Consider the following 24965-nt stretch of genomic DNA (forward strand, 5'->3'; position numbering starts at 1 on the left):
AGATAAATCCTCTATTTATATGGAAAAAGTAAAGATTTAATCTATATATTGCTTAATATTAGTTCTAAAAAATAAGCTTAAATCATTTCATAACTGTTTGAAATATACCATTGAAATGTATTGTAACCGCTTTTATAATCCTAGTATACCTAAATTGATTTATTACTTCATGAACCAAATTAACCATTTGATTAGGAGAGGTGGAGTTCAGTATGAATAAGTTGAAAAGGTTGACAGGACTCAGGAAGAAACGTTGGGCATTACCGGCACTACTTGTACTTGTTTTGTTACTAGCTGGTCAGTCCCGGGCATTCGCAGCATTTTGGAATGTGACCGGAGATATTGCTGTCCACGATCCTTCCATTATCAAAGAAGGCAGTTCGTGGTATACCTTCTCAACGGGGCCTGGTATTCAGGTATTGAAATCTGATAATGGTTCATCGTGGTACCGTGTGCCTCAGATCTTTCTGAGCAGACCATCCTGGTGGGGCACTGCTGTTCCTGGGCATAGCGGTCTAGATGTATGGGCGCCTGATGTGGAGCAGTACAACGGGAAAGTCTGGCTGTACTATTCTATCTCAACTTTTGGCTCCAACAGATCGGCCATTGGGCTTGCATCTGCAAACAGCATCGGTGCAGGTCAGTGGAAGGATGAGGGGTTGGTGCTCCAAACTACCTCTGCCAACAATTATAACGCGATTGACCCGAATCTGGTCATCGATGCCTCAGGCAACCCATGGCTGGCCTTCGGTTCTTTCTGGAGCGGACTGAAAATTGTGAAACTCGACAAAAAGACGATGAAACCTACCGGTAACATCTCTTCCATAGCGGCGCGTCCGAATAACGGGGGAGCCATTGAAGGACCAAGTATCGTATATCGTGGCGGATACTATTACCTGTTCGCATCCATCGATACTTGCTGCAAAGGGGTGAACAGCACCTACAAAATGGTTTATGGGCGTTCGACCAGCATTACAGGTCCTTATGTGGACAAAAACGGTGTAAACATGCTGAATGGTGGCGGAACCATATTGGACACAGGCAATGACAGATGGAAAGGACCAGGTGGCCAGGATGTGTATGGCAATGTAATTGCACGCCATGCCTATGATGCAGAGAATGACGGCGACCCGAAATTGTTGATTAATGACTTGCGGTGGGACGCCAACGGATGGCCGATGTATTAATTTATTTTAGATAAATATAAAATGTTTTAGAAAAGTATTGACTAAAGTGATCTGGATTTGATAAATTTAACAACAGAAATTATATTTCATCAGTTGAATACGTTTACAATCCAGATCAGGAGGGGTTCAGATGATCAAGAAAAAGAGTTGGGTCACGTTTATGCTTCTTATGCTGGTAAGTGCGCTGGTACTCGCAGGCTGCGGGGGAAGCAGTGGCTCCAGCGGGGACAAGGAATTAACATTTATGTTCCGCGGAGGCACAGATGAGCAGAAAGCGTACGAGAAGGTGGTTAAGAAATTCGAAGAAGAGAATCCGGGTGTGAAAGTCAAAATCATTGTAACGGCCGCGGATCAATATGCAACCAAGCTGAGAGCGGCAATTACAGGCAACAGCTTGCCTGACGTATTTTATTTTAACCCGGGCGATATTAAGGCCTATGTGAACAGCAATGTTCTCATGAATCTTACACCTTACATTGAAAATAATGCTGATGTAGATTTGAATAACATCTGGAAATATGGAGTGGATCTATACCGTTATGACGGCAAGATGGCAGGACAAGGTGATCTCTACGGCATGCCGAAGGATCTCGGGCCATTTGCACTAGGCTACAACAAGACTTTGTTTGAAAAAGAAGGCATCCCGTTGCCTGACAATGATAAACCATATACATGGGAAGAGTTCATTAAGGTGAACCAGCAAGCGACCAAGGATACAAACGGGGACGGTAAACCGGATGTATTCGGTACAGGTTTTAACGTACAGTGGGCACTGCAATCCTTTGTATGGAGCAATGGTGGTGACTGGCTGGATGAGAGCAAAACGAAGGTGACCATTGATGATCCGAAATTCGCAGAAGCGCTACAATTCTTCGCGGATATGCAGAACGTATACAACATTACACCTTCCATTGAGGAAGCGCAAACATTGGATACCTACCAACGCTGGATGAAAGGCGAAATGGCCTTCTTCCCTGTAGGACCATGGGATATGAGTACATTTGAGAAACTGCCTTTCGATTATGATTTGCTGCCTTTCCCTGCAGGATCAACCGGAAAATCAGCAACGTGGATCGGTTCTCTTGGAATCGGTGTATCTGCCAAGTCGAAACATCCGGAAGAAGCGGCAGCCTTGGTGAATTACCTGACTGCATCCAAAGAAGGCATGCAGCAGCTGGTGGATGCCAAAGTACAAATTCCGAATCTGCTCGATATGGCTGACGAGTGGGCGAAAGATACATCTACGAAACCAGCCAACAAACAGGAGTTCATTGATATCGTAGAGGATTATGGTCGTTCTCTGCCAGGTAACTACACGTACAATGCGGAATGGTATGACCTGTTCTTCACTGACATTCAGCCTGTATTGGATGGCAAGATTACAGCCGCAGACTACGTGAAGCAGCAGCAGCCAAAAATGCAGAAGTTGCTGGACAAAGCTGTCGAACAGGAAAAGAAATCTCAGAAATGAGCATGTTGCCACATGCTGAAATCATGTGAATGAAAAGATAGAAAGGTAGGTTCGAGATAGAAGTAGCCTACGCCAAACGGATAGAGTAGTGAGTTCAGTGTTCAAAAAAGGCGGTGCCAGCAGCCTGCTATCACGCTGCTGGCACCATTTTGGATTCCATACGGGTATGTTGCATGAATTGATCAAGCAAGCAGGCAATCTATCGATTCATGCAACATACTGATATTAGAAACAGGGGTGAGCGCAGTGATTACAAAATCTAGCTTGTATCGCAAAGAGAGGCTGTACGGATATTTGTTTATTTTGCCTCCGGTTCTTGGTTTGCTGATCTTTGTCCTGTTCCCTTTTCTTTATTCCTTGTACGGTTCGTTTACGGATTGGGATGGCTTGGGGCAGATGAACTTTATTGGTTTAGCCAATTTTAAGGATTTGCTCACGGATGATCTGTTTTACAAAGCGATGTTTAACACCTTTTATCTGATGCTGGGTATCCCGATTGGTTTGTTGCTTGCGTTATTGCTGGCGATGGGTCTGAATCGTAAAATTCCCGGCACAACAACGTTTCGTGTGATTTATTATATTCCGGTCATCTCTTCCCTGGCGGCCGTGTCCATTATGTGGAACTGGGCTTACAACGGAGATTACGGATTAGTTAACCAGTTCCTGGATCTGTTTGGCATTGAAGGTCCTAACTGGCTGGCGAACAAAGACACAGTCAAACCGGCCCTGATTATTATGACGGTGTGGAAAGGTCTGGGGTACACGATGTTATTGTACCTGGCTGCATTGCAAAGTGTATCACGTACATATTACGAGGCGGCTGAGCTGGATGGAGCGAACGGGTTCCAGATCTTCCGCAACATCACCTGGCCGATGGTGAAGCCAGTTACCTTTTTCCTTGTCGTTACGAATATTATTGGGGGTTCCCAGATCTTCACCGAAATGAACATTATGACGCCTACGGGTGGTCCTGAATATTCATCGGCATCGATTGTCTTCTACATCTGGCAGAAAGCATTTAGTAACCTGCAAATGGGTTATGCCTCAGCGATGGCTATGATCCTTGGTATTTTCATTTTTGTCATTACCTTGGTGCAATTCAAAATGAACGAAAAATCAGCCTATGATGGGGATTGATTGTCAAGGAAAGGAGTGAACCGAAGATGTCTTACAGTCAAAAGAGAAAATTAACGAACACTCTCATTTTTATCGCTTTGGCGATTGGGGCTATTGCGATGATTGCGCCACTGATCTGGATGCTGTCCACTTCCGTGAAGGAGAAGCAGGATGTGTTCGCGCTTCCGCCCGTGTGGATTCCTGAAGTGTTCCAATTCGGAAAGTATAAAGAAATCTGGGAAGCGGGTCCGTTGCTCAGCGGAGTCAAAAACAGTTTGATCGTGGCGGTCAGTGTTACCGTTGTCGGAACGTTTACGTCCAGTATCGCTGCATTTGCTTTTGCGAAATTAAGATTCCCGCATAAAAATAAACTGTTCCTTGCTTTGCTTGCATCCATGATGATTCCGTATCCGACCGTCATGATTCCGCAATTTATCATGTTCTCGAAGCTGGGCTGGGTGGACACGCTGCTGCCACTTATCGTTCCAGGGTTGTTTGGTAACGTGGTCATGATCTTCTTCCTTCGTCAATACCTGCTTAGTGTGCCTGATGCCATTATCGAGGCAGCCAAAATTGACGGCAGTTCCTATTTCCGACTGTACTCCAGCATAACGTTCCCGCTCATCAAACCGGCGATTGCAGCCCAACTGATTCTATGGTTTATGGGCATCTGGAATGATTATCTGGCACCGATTATTTATCTGAATTCACCTGAGAAGCAGACATTGCAACTGGTTATTGCCAACTTCAATGCCACATATGCGATTCAGACCGATTACCCGCTTATTATGGCGGCTTCCATTGTTGCTCTGTTGCCAGTATTGATCATCTTCCTCATCTTCCAGAAACAAATTATTGAATCGGTAGCGATCTCTGGCGTGAAGGGATGAACCAGCAGAAAAGAATCCGAGGCTGGATGAATTCAGGAAAAGGAGTGGTTGCTTCCATGTTGTTGTTGCTGTTGGTTGGGACTACAGGCTGTTCTGGAGAAGGGACAGGGGACGTGGTGTCCCAGCCGGTTTTTCCGAAAGCTCCCCAAGATACTTCATTGTATGACACGTCCATTCTGGATGATGAATCCCGTTGGACGGTGAACAATGCCCATGATCCTGCCATTATCAAAACCGATCAGGGGTACTATGTCTATTCCACAGACGTTCGTGTAGCAGGAGAAGCGAAACCCGGCGTCATGGTACGCAAATCGGATGATCTGATCAACTGGACTTGGGTAGGTCAGGCTCTGCCGGGTATTCCGAAGGAGGCGCTTGATTGGACAGGCGCAGTTAACCTGTGGGCACCGGATATCATTCAGGCTGGAGACACCTATCGGATGTATTATTCAGCTTCCACCTTTGGAAGTACGCGGTCAGCCATCGGTTTGCAGACCTCTACTTCACCAGAAGGTCCGTGGAAGGATGAGGGGCTGGTTGTTAAAACAGCCGAGAATGAAAAGGATAAGCTGAATGCCATTGACGCCAATCCGGTATTGGATGCCGAAGGCAATCCGTGGATGGTGTATGGTTCATTTTTTGACGGAATCTATATTGCGCCACTTGATCCAGATACCGGAAAGTTCAGGGATGATGGTTATGGTACACGCATTGCTGCTCGGGATCGTGCAACGGAAGAAGGTGCGGTGGAAGGCCCGTACATTGTGTATAACCCGGAGTTTAAAAAGTACTATTTATTCGTCTCGTATGATTCCTTGTTCGAGGATTATAACGTGCGAGTGGCCCGTTCTGATTCAATCACAGGACCCTACACGGATGTAAACGGCATGAACATGCTGGATACGGAGCATCTGCCGCAATACGAGATCGGTACCAAAATTTTGGGCGGTTATCGCTTCACGGAAGGGGAGGGCTGGATTGCACCTGGACATAACTCCGTTCTGAAGGATGGCGACGATTATTATATCGTACATCATGCGCGGGGCGAAACGGATAAAAACTGGCCCTATCTGCATGTACGCAAAATGTTGTGGACCAAGGATGGCTGGCCTGTGGTTTCACCAGAACGTTATGCTGGCGAGACTGCTCAGGATATTCCGAAGTCGATGATTGCCGGGGAGTGGGAAGGCATGGCGCTTGATCCGTCAGTGGACGGGCAGGTGCAGGCTTTGCCTTATACACTGGCGAGCAACGGTAAAATTCAAAGCGAAAATGGTTCAGGCACCTGGACGTTTGATGGCATACAAACACTGACACTAAAGTGGAAAGAAAGCCCATGGGGCGGAGCTTCCGCGGAAGAACTGAAGCTGCTTCCGTCTTGGGACTGGGAGCGGGGCCAGCCTGCGCTTGTGGTGACAGGTCTGAGCGACCGCGGCATTGCGGTCTGGGGCAAGCAGATCAGCGCGGCTGAGGAGTAGAAGGTCGCCCCCGAGGTTGCACGGCGGGCCCGTAGCCTAGCGCCAGCCGTGCACTTGATGGGGAGAGTCGACCAAGCAAAACAGTCGACCCCATAATTACCGAGCCACATCCAAGGCTCGAAGTTGGATTGTAATCCAGCGAGCCCGAAAAGAGCGAGCTGCTGCTCCAAAGGTGCACAAGCAGCGCAGGGGGAGGAAGGAGCCGCAGGAGCGTCTTTGGCATCCGATTTCAACCGCCAGGAGCGGTGGGAAAAGGAAATCGGAGGACAAGAGAGCGCCAAGGCCCTGCCGCCCCCGAGCGTCGCGGCATCAAAAGCTGGCCGATAGACTTACGGCCAGCACTGCACTTGATGGGGAGAGTCGACCAAGCAAGGCGGTCGACCCCACAATTACCGAGCCACATCCAAGGCTCGAAGTTGGATTGTAATCCAGCGAGCACGAAAAGAGCAAGCTGCTGCTCCAAAGGTGCACAAGCAGCGCAGGGGGAGGAAGGAGCCGCAGGAGCGTCTTTGGCATCCGATTTCAACCGCCAGGAGCGGTGGGAAAAGGAAATCGGAGGACAAGAGAGCGCCAAGGCCCTGCCGCCCCCGAGCGTCGCGGCATCAAAAGCTGGCCGATAGACTTACGGCCAGCACTGCACTTGATGGGGAGAGTCGACCAAGCAAGGCGGTCGACCCCACAATTACCGAGCCACATCCAAGGCTCGAAGTTGGATTGTAATCCAGCGAGCACGAAAAGAGCAAGCTGCTGCTCCAAAGGTGCACAAGCAGCGCAGGGGGAGGAAGGAGCCGCAGGAGCGTCTTTGGCATCCGATTTCAACCGCCAGGAGCGGTGGGAAAAGGAAATCGGAGGACAAGAGAGCGCCAAGGCCCTACCACCCCCGGAGCGTCCGCGGTGTGTACCCCAAGCTGGCCGATAGACTTACGGCCAGCACTGCACTTGATGGGGAGAGTCGACCAAGCAAAGCGGTCGACCCCACAATTACCGAGCCGCATCCAAGGCTCGAAGTTGGATTGTAGATCAGCGAGCGCGAAAAGAGCGAAGCTGTTGCTCCAAAGGTGCACAAGCAGCGCAGGGGGAGGAAGGAGCCGCAGGAGCGTCTTTGTCCTCCGATTTCAACCGCCAGGAGCGGTGGGAAAAGGAAATCGGAGGACAAGAGAGCGCCAAGGCCCTGCCACCCCCGGAGCGTCCGCGGTGCACCATGTCTTGCCTTTGCTTTTTCACGTATGCCTTACAAAACCTAACTTCGAGCCACACACATTCATTGAAAGGGGAGCATTCCCATGACTGATTCCATTACATTTACCAATCCTATTCTGGAGCAGCGTGCTGATCCGTGGGTGTACCGTCATACGGATGGTTACTATTATTTTTCCGCTTCCGTGCCAGCTTTCGACCGGATTGAGATCAGGCGAGCAGAGACTTTGGAAGAGTTAAGAGATGCCGAGCCGGTAACAGCTTGGACGAAGCGTGATACAGGGCCAATGAGTGCCAACATTTGGGCACCGGAGATTCATTTTATCGATGGCAAATGGTACATACACTATGCTGCGGCTCACACCAGTGAGACCAACGAAGGTCTGTTCGATCATCGGATGTATGTTCTGGAGAACGATTCTGCGAATCCACTCGAAGGAGAGTGGGTAGAGAAAGGACAGATTTACACCCGGTGGGAGTCATTCGCTCTGGATGCAACGACCTTTGAACATAAGGGAATCCGCTATCTGGTCTGGGCACAGAAAGATCCCGATATTGTGGGCAACTCGAACCTGTACATTGCCGAAATGGAAAACCCATGGACGATACGCGGCGAACAGGTCATGATCTCTACGCCGGAGTACGATTGGGAGATCATCGGCTTTAAGGTCAATGAAGGAGCAGCCGTGATGCATCGGAATGGGCGGTTGTTTATCGGCTACTCGGCCAGCGCGACCGATTACAATTATTGTATGGGTCTGCTCACTGCAGATGAAAATGCCGACTTGCTTGATCCGGCAAGCTGGGTGAAATCACCCAAACCGGTATTCCAGACTTGTGAAGCGAACGGCCAGTACGGTCCGGGCCATAACAGCTTTACCGTGTCGCCGGATGGCAAGACGGATATTCTGATCTACCATGCACGTAATTACAAAGACATCGAGGGTGATCCCCTCTATGATCCGAACCGCCACGCCCGTGCTCAAGTGATTCATTGGCGTGAAGATGGCACACCTGATTTCGGTGTACCTGTCCCAGATGGAAAAGCTGCGGTTGAATCGAAATAATATTCATTATAGCTGGTGGATAAGAAGAGCCCTTAGTTAGCGAGTGATGCTGATTAAGGGCTTTTACGTATGTAAACGGTAAGGAAGAGCATCTGAGTATCCGTATCTTTGATCTACAACAAAGCAACCATAACGTTAATTTCTGCGTATGAGGAATATACAGATTACGATACACAACCATTAGGAGGATCACATATGGATTCACGCGAGACATTGGACCAGGAGCTTGAACAGATTTTGAAATGGGAAAAACAGCAGAAGGACTTGTTTATTTGGGATAAAATCGGGCGGTTGCCATTTGCAATGTTGGATAAAGTGATGCCTAAAGCGCTGAAACAAAAGATCGGAGATTCCCTGAACGAAGTCGGTCAGTACGTGCAGAACGGGGGCAAGTTTCTCGTACAGAAGAAAAAAGTAGCTAAGCTGCTGCAAGAGGAAGCCGAAAATTCCGGTTACTCCATGATCGACACAACCTATCATCTGGCAGAAGATACTGAAGCTGAAGGGACAGCGAAGATTCATAGTGTGGAGAATCTGCCACTTCAGGTGCTGGACCGTGTGGCCGATAACATTACCGAGAGTCGAACCAAATTTGCTGCGGCTCAGGGAGCAGCTACAGGTTTTGGCGGTATTGTTACCATTGCGGCAGATATTCCCATGGTAATGGGGCTTTCCCTGAAGGTACTGCAGGAGATGGCACTATGTTACGGTTATGATCCCGATGAACCACTGGAGCGTATCTTTATTGTTAAATGTCTGCAATTCTCTTCCGCCGATATTGTGGGCAAGAAAGCGATCATCGAAGAACTGGCCGCTTACGATAATCCGGACAAGCCGATGGAGGTCGTATCGCAGATGCAGGGCTGGCGGGAGGTTTTTAATTCCTACAGTGAGTCGTTTGGCTGGAAAAAACTGTTTCAACTTATTCCGATTGCTGGCATGGTATTCGGTTCGGTGAGCAACAAAAATACGATTCGGGATGTGGCCGAAGCAGGCAAAATGTTGTACAAAAAACGGCTGATTCTTCAGCGCTTGAAGTAATACTACAGAAAGCTTTACCTGAAAGAGAGGAATAAACATGTTAGACAAACAAGGTTTCTATAACTTATTAAATAGCAATAATATAAATTACGAGAGTATTGAACATCCCGCAGTATATACGATGGAGGAAATATTCTCTTATCAAATTCCACATACAGAACATATCGTTAAAAATCTATTTCTACGTGATGACAAGAAGCGCAACTATTATCTGGTGACTATTGCTGGAACGAAATCAGTTGATTTGAGAAGTTTAAGCGAAAAGATACCTAGCCGCAAACTAAGCTTTGCTAGTGAAAATGATTTGTTGGAATTCCTCGGATTGGAAAAAGGTCATGTAAATCCTATGGGGGTTTTCAATAATATACAGAAAAACGTAACCGTAGTCTTTGACAAGGATCTAGTCGGTCAAAAAATCGGAATTCATCCCATGGAAAATACAGCGACTGTATTCCTTGGATTTGAAGATGTTAAGGAACTGATTACAGCCCATGGTAGCAGCGTTGTAATGTGCGATGTGGAATAAAACGGTTGAAGCTAAATACGAGAAGAGCAAATATAACAAAAGGGTTCCTGCTGGTCTGTGAATACAGAGTTGGCGGGAACCCTTTTGCTATAGTTAGACTTTTTATTCAGGCTGCGAATGTTATTCTAAGTGGAATCTAACGAACTCAGCAGATGCTATTCGGCGATATCTCGCTAATTCAGATTTCTAACGAATTTCAGACGCGTTAATTCTACATTTCACACTCGTTTTCCAAGGTTTCCGGCCTTATTCTCGGGAATAACGTCGCTCAGATTGTTTAGATTGCGAAACCAGCGGTAATCGTTCCAATAAGTGCTGTCAGGTTCATTAGCGCTTAACATCTTGTAGTGGCGACGGTGCCACGCAAGGTTGTTTTATGTCTTATTCTTCACTACCATTCTCTTCTGCCCAGCGATTCAGCAATTTATCTGATGGAAGCAGGAAGGTGAAGATACCCAGCAGTGGCAGGAAGCTGCACATCTGCATCACGGGCGATACGCCGAAGACGTCAATCCAGTTCCCCAGAACGAGTGCGCCCAGACCTCCCATACCAAATGCCAGACCCGTGATCAGACCGGAGACTGTTCCGATTTTGCCCGGAATCAGCATTTGTGCATACACAACCGTAACCGAGAAGCTGGATAACATGATAAAACCAATAATGGTGAGCAATACGCCTGTCCAGAACAGATTGGCATAAGGCAGCAACAGAGCTAGTGGAGCAGCTCCAGCCATGGACAGAAAGATCATATTTCGTTTACCGAAGCGATCCGCAAGGGGGCCACCAAAAAACGTGCCGAGTGCACCGGCAGCCAGGAACAGGAAGATATAGATCTGTGCGTCCTCTGTGGACAATCCAAAGGTATCCTTAAGATTGAACGCATAGAAGCTGCCAATGGAAGCGATGTACCAGGAACGAACAAAGACGAGCAAGATCAATATCGTAATGGCTGCAGCGATCTTTTTACGCAATGCCGGGTTGGGAGCACGACGGGCAGCCGCCTGTCTACGAAGATACCCGCCTGATTGCAGCATGCGCCCGTACCAGCGAGCAATATAGATTTGTACCGCGATCCCGGCAGCGGCAATTCCCGTGAATCCGATGGCACCGAAAAGCCCAAATGGAATGAAAATCCATCTTGTGAGCAGTGGAGCAAGGGATTGTCCGGCATTCCCGCCGACCTGGAAGATCGATTGAGCCAGACCTCGACGAGGCCCTGCCGCCATATGTGATACCCGTGAGCCTTCCGGGTGGAAAGCTGCCGAACCGAGACCAACAAAGATAACGGAGATCAGGACAGCCGTATAACTGTCAGCGAAGGCTAGCAACAGCATGCCGGTAAACGTAAAGCCCATGCCAATGGGCAGGATGGAGGGTGTCGGTTTTTTATCTGCAAACCAGCCTACCACAGGCTGCATGATGGACGCAGTAAAGTTGATAGCGAAGGAGATCCATCCGATCTGCGTATATGTGAGGTGCATGGAGTCTTTCAGGATTGGAAAAATGGCCGGAATGACAGACTGGATTGAATCGTTGAACAAATGAACAAGACTGATGGCAATTAAGATCCGGTAAACGGTGCCTTGGGCATCCAATCCGGGTGGGGCTTTCGAACGCGCTGCGGCGTCCTTAGATGATGAAGATAATTGAGTTGACATGTACAATTCTCCTTTGGTCGCGGTCACGAAGGATCAGCGCCTGATGTTGTAATCTATGCTTGTAAGCATATTGTTACATAATAGGATAGATTGGTTGGAGCGACAAGGGGAACAAGGGAAAACGTTGACGAATTCAACTCTATTTCTGAGATGTTTTTTTGTAGCATTACATTTACAAAAGAAACGTATTACTTTAGCATCTACTGTAAGATGACCCATATTTATGTGTGAGAAGGTTAGAGGAGGGATAGATATGAAATCCTTATCACCTTATGCTTCTGCCAAACGTGAGCTGATGATGACCATAGTATATATGGCTGTAATAACGTTTCAGGCTGTATATGTTGCACCCACGTCGATGCCTGTTGCCATCTTCATTTTTATCATTTTTCAACCGATTGGTGTACTTATGTTGAGACATTACATCAAAAAAGTTAAAAAACTGAAAGACGATCAAACCACTTGAACGTGTTGAGTCGTAGGTTTTAGAAAATTCTGAGCTCCTTATAGACTGTGAAAAAAGCAAAAGCCGAACTTCTCCAGATTTGAAGGGTTCGGCTTTGGTGTGTTCTATGATTCTATTAACGATTGTCAATCGTTTCTGGATACATATCATGATTCATCATACGGTGGTCGGCCATCTGCTCATACTTGGTTCCTGGCTTGCCGTAGTTCGTGTACGGGTCAATCGAAATGCCGCCGCGCGGTGTGAATTTGCCCCACACTTCGATATAGCGCGGGTCCATCAGCTTGATCAGGTCGTTCATGATGATATTCACACAATCCTCGTGGAAATCCCCATGGTTGCGGAAGCTGAACAGGTACAGCTTGAGCGATTTGCTCTCCACCATTTTCACATCAGGAATGTAGCTGATATAGATCGTTGCAAAGTCCGGCTGACCCGTGATTGGGCAGAGGCTGGTGAACTCCGGGCAGTTGAATTTCACAAAATAATCACGGTAGGGGTGCTTGTTATCAAAGTTCTCCAGGATTCCCGGATCATATTCAAACGTATATTTTACGCCCTGGTTACCCAGTAGTGTTAGATCTTGCATTTCATCAGGTTGTCTCATCGGTTCGTAAACACTCCTTGTTTCCGTCAAAGCCCGAAGCCTCGCGGTATATATGAACAGGCGAATCAGCCTGTAATGTAAAACTCACTTTATTACGCTTGATAATCTCTCGTTCTCATTCACCCTTACATCATGCCGCCCATTCCACCCAAACCATCACACGCCGCGTTTGTTACCCCATACCAACGTATGAAGCTGTGGAAGCACACGAACATTGTTCAGGTCATCGGATGCGCTAACTTGATCGATCAGCCACTCATAGCGAGCAAGCAGCGAGGACGCCAGATCTGGCGTATCAGCGGAAGTCACATCCGGGTTCCCGGTTTGTAAAAATAAATTGGTGCCTGGATACCGTGCATGTACACGGCGGGCATAGTCCAGGTCAGTCTCATCGAAGATCACGATCTTCAGACTGTGGCTACGCTCGGGCGGGCCAACGGCCAGCCGTCCGATCAGATCATCCAGCACAACCCAGTCGGTATCCATGCCTGAGCTGGGTGGCTTGGGCGAGACGGTGACTTCGTCAATGTCCGCCAGCCAAGGCTGCCAGCGGGAGCCCTGCGTCTCTACCGCGGTGCGGATGCCGTTCTCCCGCAGCAAGGCAACCAATCCGCCCAGCGAAGCGAGCAGGGCGGGATTACCGCCGGAGATGGTGACATGGGAGAAGCGCGAGCCGCCCACGCGGCGCAATTCCTCCCATACGTCCTCCGGCGTCGTCATCTGTATCTGGTCCTTGCCACTGCCGTCCCAGGTAAAGGCCGAGTCACACCAGGAGCAGCGGTAATCGCAGCCCGCGGTGCGAACAAACATCGTTTTTTGTCCAATGACCATGCCTTCGCCCTGAACCGTCGGGCCAAAAATCTCCATCACAGGGATACGAGCCTCTTTGTTACGTTCGAGCCCCTGACTCTGTTTCTGTCCTTGTCCGGAAGGAAGCTTCTCCGCTGTTTCACTCACAGATGTAGCATTCGCTCCAGTGGTATCGATCGACGGGGCAAGATGACTCTGTTCCACACTACTCATCAATCATCCACTCCCGTCTCGCCTCGGCGTAACTGGTCGGTGTCTCGAAGAGTCGGACAAACTCCGTCCGCCCACCGTCTGTCAGCCCGGCATAGGGCTCCGTCTGGAGCGCATGTTCCATCTGTTCGAACAGCCACACGACCATATTCTCGGCTGTTGTATTCATTAGAGGAAGCGTCTCGTTGAGGTACTGATGATCCAGATACCCTTCAATCTGTGTTTTCCATATATCCTTGATATGTCCAAAATCAACCGTCAGCCCGGTTTCACCCGGATAACCGCTGATGCCAAAAATAACTTTATACGTATGACCGTGCAGGTTCTTGCACTTGCCTTCATAACAATGCAGGTGATGTGCTGCGTCAAAGGTAAACTCCTTGCTAACCAGCACACGTTTGCGGTGATACCTTAGCTGTGTGGGCAGGATATCCTCGTCAATCCGCTGCAATCGCTCAACGATACGGAACGTTCCAGGCTCTCTCATCGGACATTCACTCCCGCAGATGCAGCAGCAGTACGCTGCTGCATATAGCGATCCAGACCCGCTTTGCGCAGTTTGCAGGCTGGGCATTCTCCACAGCCGTCGCCAATCACACCGTTATAACAGGTCAGGGTCCGCTCACGCACATAATCGAAGGCACCCAGATCATCCGCCATCTTCCACGTTTGGGCTTTGTCCAGCCACATGAGTGGGGTATGAATGACAAATGGATAGTCCATCGACAGGTTAAGTGTCACATTCATCGATTTCACAAATGAATCCCGGCAATCCGGGTATCCACTGAAATCCGTCTCGCATACACCTGTGACCAGGTGACGGGCTCCTTTTTGCTTTGCCATAATGGCCGCAAAACTGAGGAACAACAGATTACGTCCATCTACAAATGTACTCGGTAGTTCGCCTTCTTCATGCGTAATCTCCACATCGCTGCGGGTGAGCGCATTGGGTGCTAGCTGGTTTAGCAGGCTCATATCCAGTACCGTTTGCTGTACGCCCTGATCGCGAGCAATGTCGGCGGCACACTCAATCTCCAGCTTGTGACGCTGCCCATAATCAAACGTAACGACCTCGACTTCGGCGAATTGCTGTTTGGCCCAGAACAAACACGTTGTGCTATCCTGACCGCCGCTGAATACAACGACTGCTTTTTCTTCGTTCAACATAAAAAAACCTCTCCATCTTCTTAAGATCAATCCATGCGCATAGGCACAGAGTGTCGGAAGAACAGAGAAGTTCATGAACTGACATCCATCAAAAAACACACCTTCTCCATAACCGCTTCAAAAAAAAGCAGGAATGAGTAAGTGTCCTTAGTTTTTTACGTACATGATTGCATTGTTATTGCATTGTTGTACGCAAGACTTTGACCATCACATGATCATGTCTTATAGAGGGAGTTCGCGAACCTCTCCCATGCCTCAGGCATGGATTTTCTTCTTCAATTGTCTGATCCATTATAACATGAAACGGTGTGGTGACCACCCCACTGGATCATCGTGGCAGCTAATCGAACGGCTCCATCAGATAACAGCTTATTTGATCAATACATTACCAAACGGAATGACTTCTCTCAGAATGCGTTTGAACAGTCCTTCATCGTTAAGATCCTGTTCCAGTCGATGATTCTCACGCCCAGCCTGAAAGAGTACAGAGCCATGTCCCGTCATCTTCCAATGATAATTCATATGCTGACTGGCGAGGTTGTTCCCATATACGGTGAGCTCCAGGTGTGCATTTTCGGGATATGCAATAATGCTGCCTGCATCCACATAGAGAGGAGCAGTCGGATGCAATTCCTGCTGGCAGACCTGACCTTGGGTTAGCAATCCGATTTTGCCTTTGCCGGAAAATTTCATTTTCACTGCATCCCGGGTGATCAGCATGTTTTTGATTTTCAGAATTTTGGTATGCATGGTTACACCATCGGAGTAGAAGAACAGGTGGCGGAAGTCATAGAGCAGATCACTGTTCTCCGTGAGTTCTACTTCCTTCATGGTGAATCCGGGAGGCAGGGCAGCCACAAATTGGCAAGGTCCGGTAATTTCGGATTTAATCAGCTTTTTTTTGCGATATATGCCCGTGATATTCATGAATTTATCATTACGACTACCGCTGGGTCCGCGGAAGGCTACAATTTGTTGTGGATGCAAAATATGAAGGCGATCATCTTGAATCAGCGAGAACGTGACGACTTGTCCAGCTCCGCCAGCTTCGGCATTGTTCAGGTGTATATGCATGCGGTTGCTCCTGTTCTTTTATACTCGGCCCGAACGGCGACGCATTCCCCAGCGCATTAGACGAATCAGAACAAAGTATCCCAGTATGAGAGACACAACAGTGATGATCATCGTCTGAATTCGTTTGGCGGTTGCCGTTTTGGCATCCTGGTCGTCTTGCAGCTTGCTTACCATTTCAGTCAGTTTCTGGTTTTGCGCTAACAGTTGCTCATTCTGGGTCTTGAATGCTTCGACATTGGCCTGGGCTTGTCCCAGTTGGGCGGAGGTCTGATTCAATCGCTCCAGCGTCTGCTGGTAGCTTTCCTGCAAAGCGTTCACTTCCCCAGGAAGCTCGGAGACACGTTCCCATCCACTGTAGAAATCTGAAAATATATTGGCATTTGCTGCACTTACTGTAGTAGTCAAAGAAACAGTAAATAATACACATGTGGTGAATAACACCCGAATGAAATAACCCTGAATGGATTTTGGCATGAACAGCACCTTCTTTCGGTTACATAATCGTTTGCCGATTTCGTCGGCATTTGTTGAAATACGGCTCTTTCATTATACGTCAAAACAGGGACAAAGGGTTCAAGATGATGTAGTTTTAATTACCCTTTTATTATTCAAACAATACATATGGGGCAATTGTTTAACTGTTAAACGATTGGGTTAATAGAAAAACAGGGCAGCAACCCGGACCGTCCAGGCACAATCCATCACTTCAGTTCCGGGTGCATGCTGTTCATATTGACGAAATTTAATGAACGAAATTAATATATCCGATTTTCATCAAGATCGTGAATACGAAGGAGTAGAAACATATGTATACAACTGAACAAGCTACAACAACCAAAACCATTATGATCACTGTAAATGGTGAACCAGTCGGGCGTGAATTGATTATCGACAGTATCACTTACGCCCTTATTACTGAACCTGAATCTGTGCAATCTTCACACAAAATGGGAATGAATCAACCAACCGTTTAAGATAGGACTTGTCATATAGAAGTGGTCTAAAAGCTTGGCAAATAGCCAAGCTTTTTCGTCGTATATTGTCGTATTTAGACGGATTAAGGAGTAGAAAACTAATATTATGGAAAAATTTCCTCCGAACATATGTTCCGTGACAATATAGTGTCCATTTACCCTGATAACTTAGAGATAATACATATAAATCGGGGGAGAGACTACCAGTGAACTCAGTCTTTGAAGTATCTTATTCGTGGAATAGAGAGGCCATACCGACAGGGGGAACCGACCCCGTATATATGATGGTAGAGTGGTGTAATGGATCCCCTGCCAAAAGACTTAGGAAGATAGCACCGAAAATTGTATCGAGAGACTTGGAACTTTTGCTCAAACCGGAATTTGGAATTCAGCTCAAAGGCATCTACGGCTGCCGCTCCAAAGAAACGGATATTGGCTGGGTTTTAAGGCTTGGAGACGTGTACAAGGGAGAGAGTAAACAAATTTTGCTCGAATTTGCCATGGGACCTCGTGCATCAGGAAAAAGCGCCGTATGTTCAGCATATTGGAGTACACGCAAGTTGAAACAAAGCCAGAGAATACTTCTGCGCAGAGAGCAGTTGTATATTCAGTACACCAGTCATCTGGGCATGCTACGTCAGCCGGAAGATCCAAAGGTAGAGAAGAGCATCAAATTAAGTGAAACCGTTCCTCTGATTAAACAGGCCTTGCGTGCTTATGAAAGAGGTCGTACACAAGAGGGAAGTGACCTGCTTCGCAGGCATGCTGATGCTTTGTTAATTGAAGCGGCTCGCAAGCAGGATCTGGATTATTATGTAGAAGCCGAAATTGTGGAGAAGCTCCGTCACCATTACGGAATGACATTTGCTACAACGTACAATAATCGCGGAAAAACAATGTTAGGTGAATAGGGATAAAGAACTAGTGGTGATGGTGTGGCAGGCAAGGTTTCTACATAATTTTTTTGAAGGTGAAGTCAAGGAATAAGTCGAATGTACTAAACAACATAATCATAAAAAAATGGATGGAGTTGTATCGAATTTATTGAAACAACATCGTGGAGGGTCCGGCAAAATGACAGACCGACTGATCCGATTAATGCGCATTATAACTCTTGTGCAGGCCAAACCGGGCATTCTGGCCCGTGAGCTTGCCGAGCGGTGCGAGACAACGGAAAGGACGATATATCGCGACATGGAGGCCCTCAGCGCAATGCATATCCCCATCGCCAACATGGGACACGGGAGAGGATACATGTTTATCAGCCATTTCGCCATGTATCCGCTGAATTGGTCTGATGAAGAAGCTCAAGCCTTTATGCACCTGGCAGAAGTCATGGAGAATATTCGTCCCTTGCTGAAGCCTGCTTTTGAGAGCGCTTATGAGAAAGTGGTTGCTTCGAGTCAGAAAAACAAAACAGAGCGAGTGGAGTGGTCCGAGCAAATTAGCGGATTTTTCAAAGTGGGTACGTCTGCATGGCAAAATGAAAGTAACGATCCACTAAATCATTCACTTGTGGCCTTGCTTGAGGCTGGAATTTCACAGAACACCATTGAGGGAGAATATCTGTCTCAAGGAAAAAAAGGGATTGTGCGAATTGATCCCTACTGTCTTATTCCTCGTGAATACAGATTTGATCTGTTGGCGTATTGTCACCTGTCAGCGAAGCTAAGATTATTCCAATTGAGCCGTTTGCAAAGGGTGCGGATTTTGCCACGCACGTTCCGCAAAGATGATTATCTGTTACAATCCCACTTCCGTACCCCCTGGTCACATGGCAGTGGTACAGAGTGGACTGCATTCAAGATCCGATTTTCATCACACGCTGTGGAGCATGTCATGCAAGAGCAGTTTTTTGCACGCCCGCTCTTAACGATAGAGCCGGAAGGTACGTTGTTGTTTGAGGCGATATTGACTGATGGACAAGGGTTTCTAACGTGGTTGTCTAAATATGGACCGGAGGCCGAAATTCTTGAACCCGAGAAATACCGCCTCATGATGAAAGAACGTCTGGAACGCTGGCGGGGGATTTATAACTGAGTTACTCTTTGGTCTTGAACAGATGTGCCAGATTGCCAAAAGGTGAATCTTTTTCTTCATCATCTGTACTGCTGGAATAGACCACTTTGGACGTGATACCTTCATCATCAGCCGCACAATTGAGTTCCAGTTTGAATTGGTCGAATTGATGCATGAACACTTTCGCTGTATTGATGGCATCATCCAATGCACGGTGCTGGGTACCATCGAATTCAATCCCGCACAGCTCAAGAGCCTGAGCGAGTCCAAATTGACGGAATTTACCCTCCTTATGCACGGTTCGTGACCATTGCTGCTGTAGATCATTGTGGTTCGTAATCCAGGCTACATCGAGGTGATGGGTGCGACAATGAGAGAGCAGTTTGCTGCGGTCATCCGGTCCCCAAGAGCACATGTAATAGGATTCGCTGCCCATCCAGGCAATAAATTGATTCAGTGCTTGCGGAAAAAGAGGGGCTGCGTCAATATCCTTCTGCGTAATGCCTGTAAACTGAATCGTATCGGTGGACAGAACTGATTTGTTGGAAGGCCGAACATACGTATGGAATGTATCCGAAACGAACAGGCCGTTCTCCCCCTCAGTCACTTTGACCGCACCGATATCTATAATTTCGGAAGAGTAACGTGTATTGCGGCTTACGGTGAATTCAAGATCATAAATAATATATGGCATAGGACAAACTCCTTTATCGTTTAATACATTGGTTTCTATTTCTCTATATTACAGGGAAGACACGGCCATGTCAGCCATCGCCCAGCAATTCATTTGGCAAATGGGGTGTAATCTTGTAGTTGACAATTTCTTGTAAATGCACTAAGGTATCAAAAATGATAATTGACAAAAATGATAACAGCGATTATCGAGGACATAATTACGTCAAACAGCTTCTACAGAGAGGAAACTTCTTGGTGCAAGGTTTCTGCTGCTGCTTCATAATTCCTACCTCGCGAGCTGCGGAGCTGAAAACCCATGGGTTGCAACCTCCGCCGGATGGGCCCGTTATGCTCAGAAGGACTGTATTTGATGAAGATGCAGTTAAATAAGGGTGGTACCACGGCACATTCGTCCCTTGACGGATGTGTCTTTTTGCTGTTTATAACCGATTCACGATAACCATTAGGAAGATAAGAGGTGTGGCAAAATGCGTCAAAGTGAAATGCTTGTTCCAACATTACGAGAAGCACCGGCTGAAGCCGATGCAGCTGGACACCGCTGGTTACTGCGTGCCGGCATGATTCGCCAACTGGCGGCGGGAATATACAGTTACCTACCTTTGGGACGGCGTATATTGCTGAATGTTGAACGGATCGTTCGCGAAGAGATGGACCGTGCAGGATGCCAGGAAGTATTACTGCCGATCATGCAGCCAGCAGAGTTGTGGGAAGAATCCGGAAGATATACACAGTACGGCCCCGAGTTAATACGGCTTAAAGATCGTCATGCACGTGAGTTTGCCCTCGGTCCAACGCATGAGGAAGTCGTAACGGCACTGGCCCGTGACGAAGTGAATTCCTATCGGAAGTTACCATTTACACTCTATCAGATTGGCACCAAATTTAGAGATGAACGGCGTCCAAGATTTGGATTGTTACGGGGTCGGGAATTCATCATGAAGGACGCCTATTCATTTGCTTCTGATTGGGAAGAGCTTGATCGCACGTATCAGGCTATGAATACCGCATATTCGCGCATTCTGGAGCGTTGTGGACTCGAATATATCCGAGTGGAAGCTGATGCAGGCACGATTGGTGGTCAGGGAGAGACTCACGAATTCATGGCTCTCGCCGATGTGGGAGAAGATACAATTGTAACGTGCAAACATTGTGGATATGCCGCGAATCTGGAGAAAGCCGGATATCAAGCTTCTAAATCTGTTGTGAAGGATACGGCAAATGAAGATGCGACTTCTTCCATTTCGGATGATTCCGCCGCGGCTCATATACCTGATGAAAAAGAAACAGTGGACACATTGGTTCGTATTCAAACACCAGGGGTACGTACGATTGCTGAACTAAGTGATTTTATGGGCGAGAATGCTCGGCATATGATCAAAACGCTGCTATATCAAGCCGACGGTCAACTGGTCGCTGCGCTTGTACGCGGGGATCATGAACTGAATGATATCGCACTGAAGCAGGTATTGGGTGCAGAGGAATTGAACCTGGCAGATGAGGCATCGCTTGCGAAACACTCAAATCTGAGGGTAGGGTTCCTGGGTCCTGTTGGACTTGATCTTCCGATTGTAGTGGATGCTGATGTGGCTGCCATGGAAAGCGCCATTACAGGGGCCAATGAAGTGGATGTGCACTATTCGGGTGTACGCCCAGGCAAAGATTTTGCTTTGGACAGAGTTGAACGAATCCGTTTCGCTGCTGAAGGTGACGACTGCCCAACCTGTGGGGAACGACTGCTATTCACAAAAGGCATTGAAGTGGGCCATATCTTCAAGCTGGGAACCAAGTATAGCGATGCGATGGGAGCGTCATTCCTGGATCGCAACGGGCGTCAATGTGCACCTGTCATGGGTTGTTACGGCATTGGGGTATCACGCCTGATGGCTGCTATTGCCGAACAATATGCTGGAGAGGATGGCATCCGATGGCCTGCAGCCATTGCACCTTATCATGTACATCTGATTCCGGTAAGCTGGAAGGATGAGCACCAGCGTGAGCTTACGCTTGAACTGGAACAACAATTGCTGGATGCCGGATACAGTGTGCTGATTGATGATCGGGACGAACGGCCAGGTGTGAAGTTCAAGGATTCCGAATTGATCGGGTTGCCTGTGCAGATCGTCATTGGCAGGGGTGCAGCAGAGAGACAGGTTGAACTGGGATCACATGCGCTTGCAGCGTCCGGTGAAACGAAACGGATTGGCATGACTGCACAAGAGGTTATAAGCTACGTGAAAGAACAGCTATAACATCGTATTTTGCTTAATGTATTAGCTAGTTTCATGGTGCCGGGGAAAGTAGATTGTGTGTGGGGATATATAATAGGCCCGAGTATTATACGGTACATGAGGTTAACTGAAATAAGCCGGATAAAGGCGTGAAAAAGAGGGCTATAGACATACGAATCGGCCACAATATTCTGTATTATCATACGAAATAACTATAGTGATATGATTTGTATTCTATATACAAACGTTTTTCTATTTTGGATCCTTTGGCGAGCAGGTCAGATTCAATTTTATGTGTAAGTACGCAAAGTACGATGGCTAAATCTACAGTTATATATGCGAAGTATCCTTATGAGAGTGGCAATTTGGAGGATATCTTGTATAGTTCATGCCTGTAGTTAAAAATGGAGGTTGCCCTGTAAAGCTGCACCACAGGTTTATTTTTACAACAAAGCTATTCCACGATAGACCGATTACGTAATATTCAGTGTTCCCATAGTTTAAGATCAGATATTGCAAAAGATAACGTTAAAAAGGGTGTCCCATCAGCCAGTGATCTGGCATGAGGGACACCCTTTGTTCATTACATGTGCAATCCACTCTGTTAACGCTGATCTGTAGAAATGATTACGCCTAAAGGTTCTTTTCTGAGCTTAAGATGCCGTAGGCAGCTTCAGTTTTTGACCTGGATAAATCCAGTGCGGATTTTTGATGTTGTTCAGCTTCTGTAGAGCCTGCCAAGTTGTGCCATATTGTTTGGAGATGGAATGTAAGGAATCTCCGGATTTAACAACATGCAGTTTGGCAGGAGCTGGTTTACTCGGAGCCGGCTTGGATGGTTTCTCTGGTTTTGGTGCTTCCGGCTTTGGTGTTTCTGGCTTCGGTGTAGTTGGTGCTGGTGTTTCTGCTATAGGCGCTTCCGGCTTCACTGTAGGCGCTTTGGCTTCCTTGATCCGGCCGTCTGTTTTGATATCTACAGCGCCAAGTTTTTGCATGTATTCGATCAACGCTTCATCCATGGCACCATACATGCCAGAAGTTGTGTATTTCGTAAACATCGTATACTCGTCACCGCCCACAGCCGTGAAATCATTGGTAGCCAGTGTGTACGTTGCTTTTGGATCAAGAGCTTTATCGCCAATCATGACGGAATGCACACGGCTGTCTTTTGCTGCAGAAGAGTCGATGCTGAATGTCATGCCGGATACTTGCGGGAATCCACCGCTTGGTTCCGGGTAAGAGCCTACCCCATTTTCAAGGGCTGCCAGCACATCGGTACCTTTCACTTCAAGGGTCACAACCTGATTACCAAAAGGAAGTACAGTGATGATATCACCTTTGGTTACGATTCCTTTTTCAATGGAAGAACGAATACCGCCACCGTTGGTAAGTGCAATATCCGCTTTGCTCACATCACGAATGGCATCTGCGAGCAGGTCGCCCAGGTTTGTTTCCCCCGCACGGACTTGTTCACGTTTCCCATCCAACAGAATAGCCGTATTGGCTACTTCTTCTTTGAGAATAGGCTCTTGCTCTTTCTGAATGGAGTTCACCAAAGCGGTTACTTTCTCATTCGGCTTGATATCTTTTGCTTCCGTTTCATCGATCAGTGTTGCTTGTTTCTTCGTTACTTTGCCACCGTCTACCCACAGATCGATGACACCTACAAAGTCGGTATATTCTCCAGCGCTGGCGATCAATGTTCCGTTATCGGATACCAGACCATCTTGCAGAACCGTATGGCTATGACCGTCAATGAAAATATCAATTCCAGGAACTTCTTTGACTACTTTGAAACTAGTGTCTGTGCTGGATTTATCTTGCCCAAGATGTGCCAGTACAACAACAACATCTACTTTGCTGCGAATTTCGTTTACCAGAACTTTAGCTTCCGCAGTAGGGTCTGTAATATCAAGACCTTCTACATTTTTGGGATTCGTTTTGTACATCGTTTCCGGTGTAGTCAGCGCAATGATACCGATCTTCACGCCATCTACTTCTTTAATGAGGTAAGGTTCGAAGAGACGTGTTCCGTCTTTTTTCTTCACATTGGCACTAAGCATTGAGAAATTCATCATATCCGCAAGTTCGATGAGGCGCTTAGAACCGTAGTTGAATTCGTGGTTACCAGGTACGATGGCCTGATAGCCCATTTCATTCATGACTTTAACAATACTTTCACCATTAACGAGTGTGGCAAAAGTTGTACCATGCACAGCATCTCCGGCATCAAGCAGGAGCGTGTTTGGATTTTCGCTACGGTATTTGTCCGCAATGCCTGCCACTTTGGCAAAACCCATTGCAGGTGAGGACTCAACCGCGCGTGCGTGTGTGTCATTCGTATGTAGAATGGTAATGTGCTTACCTGTGCCCGGAGTAGTGTCCGTTGCAGCCGCGGCAATACCTACACTGCCAAACAATAAACAGACCGTTAGCAGAAGTGAAACGTAAGTCTTCCAGATTTTCATATGAATCCGAAACCTCCCCAAATCGTAATCTATTAGAGCGTTTACACAGCTCATGTTGTATTTTAACAGACTATTATAAGGAAATCTCGCGATTTGCGTAAAAATAGATAACCTGAAAGTGACATCAGATGCTCGTGGAAGAAAAAGAGAAAACTTTATTGGTTCGGAACATATGTTCTTAAATGGAGTAAAAAAAATGCTGCACTTCATGCGGCAGTCCTGTACGCAAACAAAATTTATCTAGTGATTCATCCGGTTCCGGCGTAACTCCGGACGTTAATAACTGAATGGCAAAACGATTAGCCTGCCTTTCCAGCTTGCCTGGAGCAAAGTAGGAGTGTTCCTCCAGAAAAAAACGGTTAATGCCTTTATGCAATCTGTCATGTCCAAGCTCATGAGCGCACACAAAGCGCTGCCACTCGGGTGGCAAATCATTGTGAATGACAATAAATCTGCGACGGAGCTTACGGAAATACATTCCTTTGGTAGACTTGCCCAGATTGGTAAAACGGATCTGTATTCCAACGGCTCTGGCAATGCTGAAGGGGCAGTTCGTCCGGTGTTTTCGAATCAGCTTTGTTACAATGTCATCCATATCATCTCACCTACTGCTT

General features: G+C 47.3%; 23 protein-coding genes. 13 read left to right on the forward strand and 10 right to left on the reverse strand.

The features are described 5' to 3' along the window. Positions 1-212: 212 nt before the first annotated feature. From ACR32F_RS05950 to ACR32F_RS05985, 8 genes are all read left to right on the forward strand, one after another. Positions 213-1187, forward strand: a complete 975-nt coding sequence (locus tag ACR32F_RS05950) for a glycoside hydrolase family 43 protein (protein WP_440117070.1) — start codon at positions 213-215, stop codon at positions 1185-1187. Between the two features lie 130 nt (positions 1188-1317). Continuing rightward, positions 1318-2658, forward strand: a complete 1341-nt coding sequence (locus ACR32F_RS05955; protein ID WP_440117072.1) for an ABC transporter substrate-binding protein — start codon at positions 1318-1320, stop codon at positions 2656-2658. 246 nt (positions 2659-2904) lie between these two features. After that, complete coding sequence (locus ACR32F_RS05960) at positions 2905-3795, forward strand: carbohydrate ABC transporter permease (RefSeq protein ID WP_062324023.1); 891 nt, start codon at positions 2905-2907, stop codon at positions 3793-3795. Between the two features lie 26 nt (positions 3796-3821). Beyond that, on the forward strand, positions 3822-4664 hold the full coding sequence (locus ACR32F_RS05965) for a carbohydrate ABC transporter permease (RefSeq protein ID WP_440117075.1): 843 nt from the start codon (positions 3822-3824) through the stop codon (positions 4662-4664). A gap of 56 nt (positions 4665-4720) precedes the next feature. Continuing rightward, positions 4721-6142, forward strand: a complete 1422-nt coding sequence (locus tag ACR32F_RS05970; RefSeq protein ID WP_440117077.1) for an arabinan endo-1,5-alpha-L-arabinosidase — start codon at positions 4721-4723, stop codon at positions 6140-6142. Between the two features lie 1283 nt (positions 6143-7425). Continuing rightward, positions 7426-8406, forward strand: coding sequence for a glycoside hydrolase family 43 protein (locus tag ACR32F_RS05975; RefSeq protein ID WP_440117079.1), 981 nt, complete (start codon positions 7426-7428; stop codon positions 8404-8406). A gap of 195 nt (positions 8407-8601) precedes the next feature. Beyond that, a complete protein-coding gene (locus ACR32F_RS05980) occupies positions 8602-9447 on the forward strand; it encodes an EcsC family protein (RefSeq protein WP_440117081.1) in 846 nt (281 codons plus the stop codon). Between the two features lie 37 nt (positions 9448-9484). After that, positions 9485-9973 (forward strand): prolyl-tRNA synthetase associated domain-containing protein, encoded by a 489-nt coding sequence (locus ACR32F_RS05985; RefSeq protein WP_440117083.1) that lies wholly within the window; start codon positions 9485-9487, stop codon positions 9971-9973. A 381-nt stretch (positions 9974-10354) separates the two neighbouring features. Here the strand turns inward: ACR32F_RS05985 and ACR32F_RS05990 are convergent, their stop codons facing one another. Then, positions 10355-11632, reverse strand: a complete 1278-nt coding sequence (locus tag ACR32F_RS05990; protein ID WP_440117085.1) for an MFS transporter — start codon at positions 11630-11632, stop codon at positions 10355-10357. Positions 11633-11885: 253 nt separating this feature from the next. On the opposite strand from ACR32F_RS05990, the gene ACR32F_RS05995 reads away from it, so the two are divergent. Continuing rightward, positions 11886-12098 carry a hypothetical protein gene (locus ACR32F_RS05995; RefSeq protein WP_440117087.1) on the forward strand — a complete coding sequence of 71 codons (213 nt, stop codon included), beginning with the start codon at positions 11886-11888 and terminating at the stop codon, positions 12096-12098. Positions 12099-12213: 115 nt separating this feature from the next. On the opposite strand, the gene queF is transcribed toward ACR32F_RS05995, so the two are convergent. From queF to ACR32F_RS06025, 6 genes are all read right to left on the reverse strand, one after another. Next, complete coding sequence (queF, locus tag ACR32F_RS06000; protein ID WP_024632433.1) at positions 12214-12705, reverse strand: preQ(1) synthase; 492 nt, start codon at positions 12703-12705, stop codon at positions 12214-12216. Between the two features lie 156 nt (positions 12706-12861). Next, the gene (gene queE, locus ACR32F_RS06005) at positions 12862-13572 is read right to left on the reverse strand and encodes a 7-carboxy-7-deazaguanine synthase QueE (RefSeq protein ID WP_440119703.1); all 711 of its coding nucleotides are present in this window, start codon (positions 13570-13572) and stop codon (positions 12862-12864) included. A 148-nt stretch (positions 13573-13720) separates the two neighbouring features. Continuing rightward, the gene (gene queD / locus ACR32F_RS06010) at positions 13721-14212 is read right to left on the reverse strand and encodes a 6-carboxytetrahydropterin synthase QueD (protein ID WP_440117089.1); all 492 of its coding nucleotides are present in this window, start codon (positions 14210-14212) and stop codon (positions 13721-13723) included. After that, positions 14209-14889, reverse strand: coding sequence for a 7-cyano-7-deazaguanine synthase QueC (gene queC, locus ACR32F_RS06015; protein ID WP_440119705.1), 681 nt, complete (start codon positions 14887-14889; stop codon positions 14209-14211). Before queC ends, queD begins: the two co-directional genes overlap by 4 nt. Positions 14890-15261: 372 nt before the next feature. Beyond that, complete coding sequence (locus tag ACR32F_RS06020; RefSeq protein WP_440117091.1) at positions 15262-15966, reverse strand: AIM24 family protein; 705 nt, start codon at positions 15964-15966, stop codon at positions 15262-15264. 18 nt (positions 15967-15984) lie between these two features. Beyond that, positions 15985-16440 carry a hypothetical protein gene (locus ACR32F_RS06025; RefSeq protein WP_440117093.1) on the reverse strand — a complete coding sequence of 152 codons (456 nt, stop codon included), beginning with the start codon at positions 16438-16440 and terminating at the stop codon, positions 15985-15987. Positions 16441-16772: 332 nt separating this feature from the next. Here ACR32F_RS06025 and ACR32F_RS06030 point away from each other — a divergent pair, with 332 nt between their 5' ends. From ACR32F_RS06030 to ACR32F_RS06040, 3 genes are all read left to right on the forward strand, one after another. After that, on the forward strand, positions 16773-16940 hold the full coding sequence (locus ACR32F_RS06030) for a hypothetical protein (protein ID WP_440117095.1): 168 nt from the start codon (positions 16773-16775) through the stop codon (positions 16938-16940). Between the two features lie 206 nt (positions 16941-17146). Then, complete coding sequence (locus ACR32F_RS06035) at positions 17147-17851, forward strand: hypothetical protein (RefSeq protein ID WP_440117097.1); 705 nt, start codon at positions 17147-17149, stop codon at positions 17849-17851. Positions 17852-18014: 163 nt separating this feature from the next. Next, complete coding sequence (locus ACR32F_RS06040; protein WP_440117099.1) at positions 18015-18980, forward strand: helix-turn-helix transcriptional regulator; 966 nt, start codon at positions 18015-18017, stop codon at positions 18978-18980. 1 nt (position 18981) lies between these two features. On the opposite strand, the gene ACR32F_RS06045 is transcribed toward ACR32F_RS06040, so the two are convergent. Further along, positions 18982-19653 (reverse strand): exonuclease domain-containing protein, encoded by a 672-nt coding sequence (locus tag ACR32F_RS06045; protein ID WP_440117101.1) that lies wholly within the window; start codon positions 19651-19653, stop codon positions 18982-18984. Positions 19654-20122: 469 nt separating this feature from the next. Between ACR32F_RS06045 and ACR32F_RS06050 the strand changes: the two genes are divergently transcribed. Then, the gene (locus ACR32F_RS06050) at positions 20123-21904 is read left to right on the forward strand and encodes a proline--tRNA ligase (RefSeq protein WP_440117103.1); all 1782 of its coding nucleotides are present in this window, start codon (positions 20123-20125) and stop codon (positions 21902-21904) included. A 632-nt stretch (positions 21905-22536) separates the two neighbouring features. Here ACR32F_RS06050 and ACR32F_RS06055 read toward each other — a convergent pair. Both ACR32F_RS06055 and ACR32F_RS06060 read right to left on the reverse strand, forming a co-directional pair. Next, positions 22537-24351: a 5'-nucleotidase C-terminal domain-containing protein gene (locus tag ACR32F_RS06055; RefSeq protein ID WP_440117105.1), complete on the reverse strand. Its 1815-nt coding sequence runs from the start codon at positions 24349-24351 to the stop codon at positions 22537-22539. Between the two features lie 178 nt (positions 24352-24529). Continuing rightward, on the reverse strand, positions 24530-24946 hold the full coding sequence (locus tag ACR32F_RS06060) for an ImmA/IrrE family metallo-endopeptidase (RefSeq protein ID WP_440117107.1): 417 nt from the start codon (positions 24944-24946) through the stop codon (positions 24530-24532). Between the last annotated feature and the right edge of the window lie 19 nt (positions 24947-24965).

The sequence above is a fragment of the Paenibacillus hebaui genome (genome assembly GCF_051934385.1).
Lineage (GTDB): Bacteria > Bacillota > Bacilli > Paenibacillales > Paenibacillaceae > Paenibacillus.

Bases quoted from the DNA above. Each gene is read 5' to 3' on its own strand.
- ACR32F_RS05950 (WP_440117070.1), top strand. From the start codon at position 213: ATGAATAAGTTGAAAAGGTTGACAGGACTCAGGAAGAAACGTTGGGCA.
- ACR32F_RS05955 (WP_440117072.1), top strand. From the start codon at position 1,318: ATGATCAAGAAAAAGAGTTGGGTCACGTTTATGCTTCTTATGCTGGTA.
- ACR32F_RS05965 (WP_440117075.1), top strand. From the start codon at position 3,822: ATGTCTTACAGTCAAAAGAGAAAATTAACGAACACTCTCATTTTTATC.
- ACR32F_RS05970 (WP_440117077.1), top strand. From the start codon at position 4,721: ATGTTGTTGTTGCTGTTGGTTGGGACTACAGGCTGTTCTGGAGAAGGG.
- ACR32F_RS05975 (WP_440117079.1), top strand. From the start codon at position 7,426: ATGACTGATTCCATTACATTTACCAATCCTATTCTGGAGCAGCGTGCT.
- ACR32F_RS05980 (WP_440117081.1), top strand. From the start codon at position 8,602: ATGGATTCACGCGAGACATTGGACCAGGAGCTTGAACAGATTTTGAAA.
- ACR32F_RS05985 (WP_440117083.1), top strand. From the start codon at position 9,485: ATGTTAGACAAACAAGGTTTCTATAACTTATTAAATAGCAATAATATA.
- ACR32F_RS05990 (WP_440117085.1), bottom strand. From the start codon at position 11,632: ATGTCAACTCAATTATCTTCATCATCTAAGGACGCCGCAGCGCGTTCG.
- ACR32F_RS05995 (WP_440117087.1), top strand. From the start codon at position 11,886: ATGAAATCCTTATCACCTTATGCTTCTGCCAAACGTGAGCTGATGATG.
- queF (WP_024632433.1), bottom strand. From the start codon at position 12,705: ATGAGACAACCTGATGAAATGCAAGATCTAACACTACTGGGTAACCAG.
- queE (WP_440119703.1), bottom strand. From the start codon at position 13,572: ATGGAGATTTTTGGCCCGACGGTTCAGGGCGAAGGCATGGTCATTGGA.
- queD (WP_440117089.1), bottom strand. From the start codon at position 14,212: ATGAGAGAGCCTGGAACGTTCCGTATCGTTGAGCGATTGCAGCGGATT.
- ACR32F_RS06020 (WP_440117091.1), bottom strand. From the start codon at position 15,966: ATGCATATACACCTGAACAATGCCGAAGCTGGCGGAGCTGGACAAGTC.
- ACR32F_RS06025 (WP_440117093.1), bottom strand. From the start codon at position 16,440: ATGCCAAAATCCATTCAGGGTTATTTCATTCGGGTGTTATTCACCACA.
- ACR32F_RS06030 (WP_440117095.1), top strand. From the start codon at position 16,773: ATGTATACAACTGAACAAGCTACAACAACCAAAACCATTATGATCACT.
- ACR32F_RS06040 (WP_440117099.1), top strand. From the start codon at position 18,015: ATGACAGACCGACTGATCCGATTAATGCGCATTATAACTCTTGTGCAG.
- ACR32F_RS06045 (WP_440117101.1), bottom strand. From the start codon at position 19,653: ATGCCATATATTATTTATGATCTTGAATTCACCGTAAGCCGCAATACA.
- ACR32F_RS06050 (WP_440117103.1), top strand. From the start codon at position 20,123: ATGCGTCAAAGTGAAATGCTTGTTCCAACATTACGAGAAGCACCGGCT.
- ACR32F_RS06055 (WP_440117105.1), bottom strand. From the start codon at position 24,351: ATGAAAATCTGGAAGACTTACGTTTCACTTCTGCTAACGGTCTGTTTA.
- ACR32F_RS06060 (WP_440117107.1), bottom strand. From the start codon at position 24,946: ATGGATGACATTGTAACAAAGCTGATTCGAAAACACCGGACGAACTGC.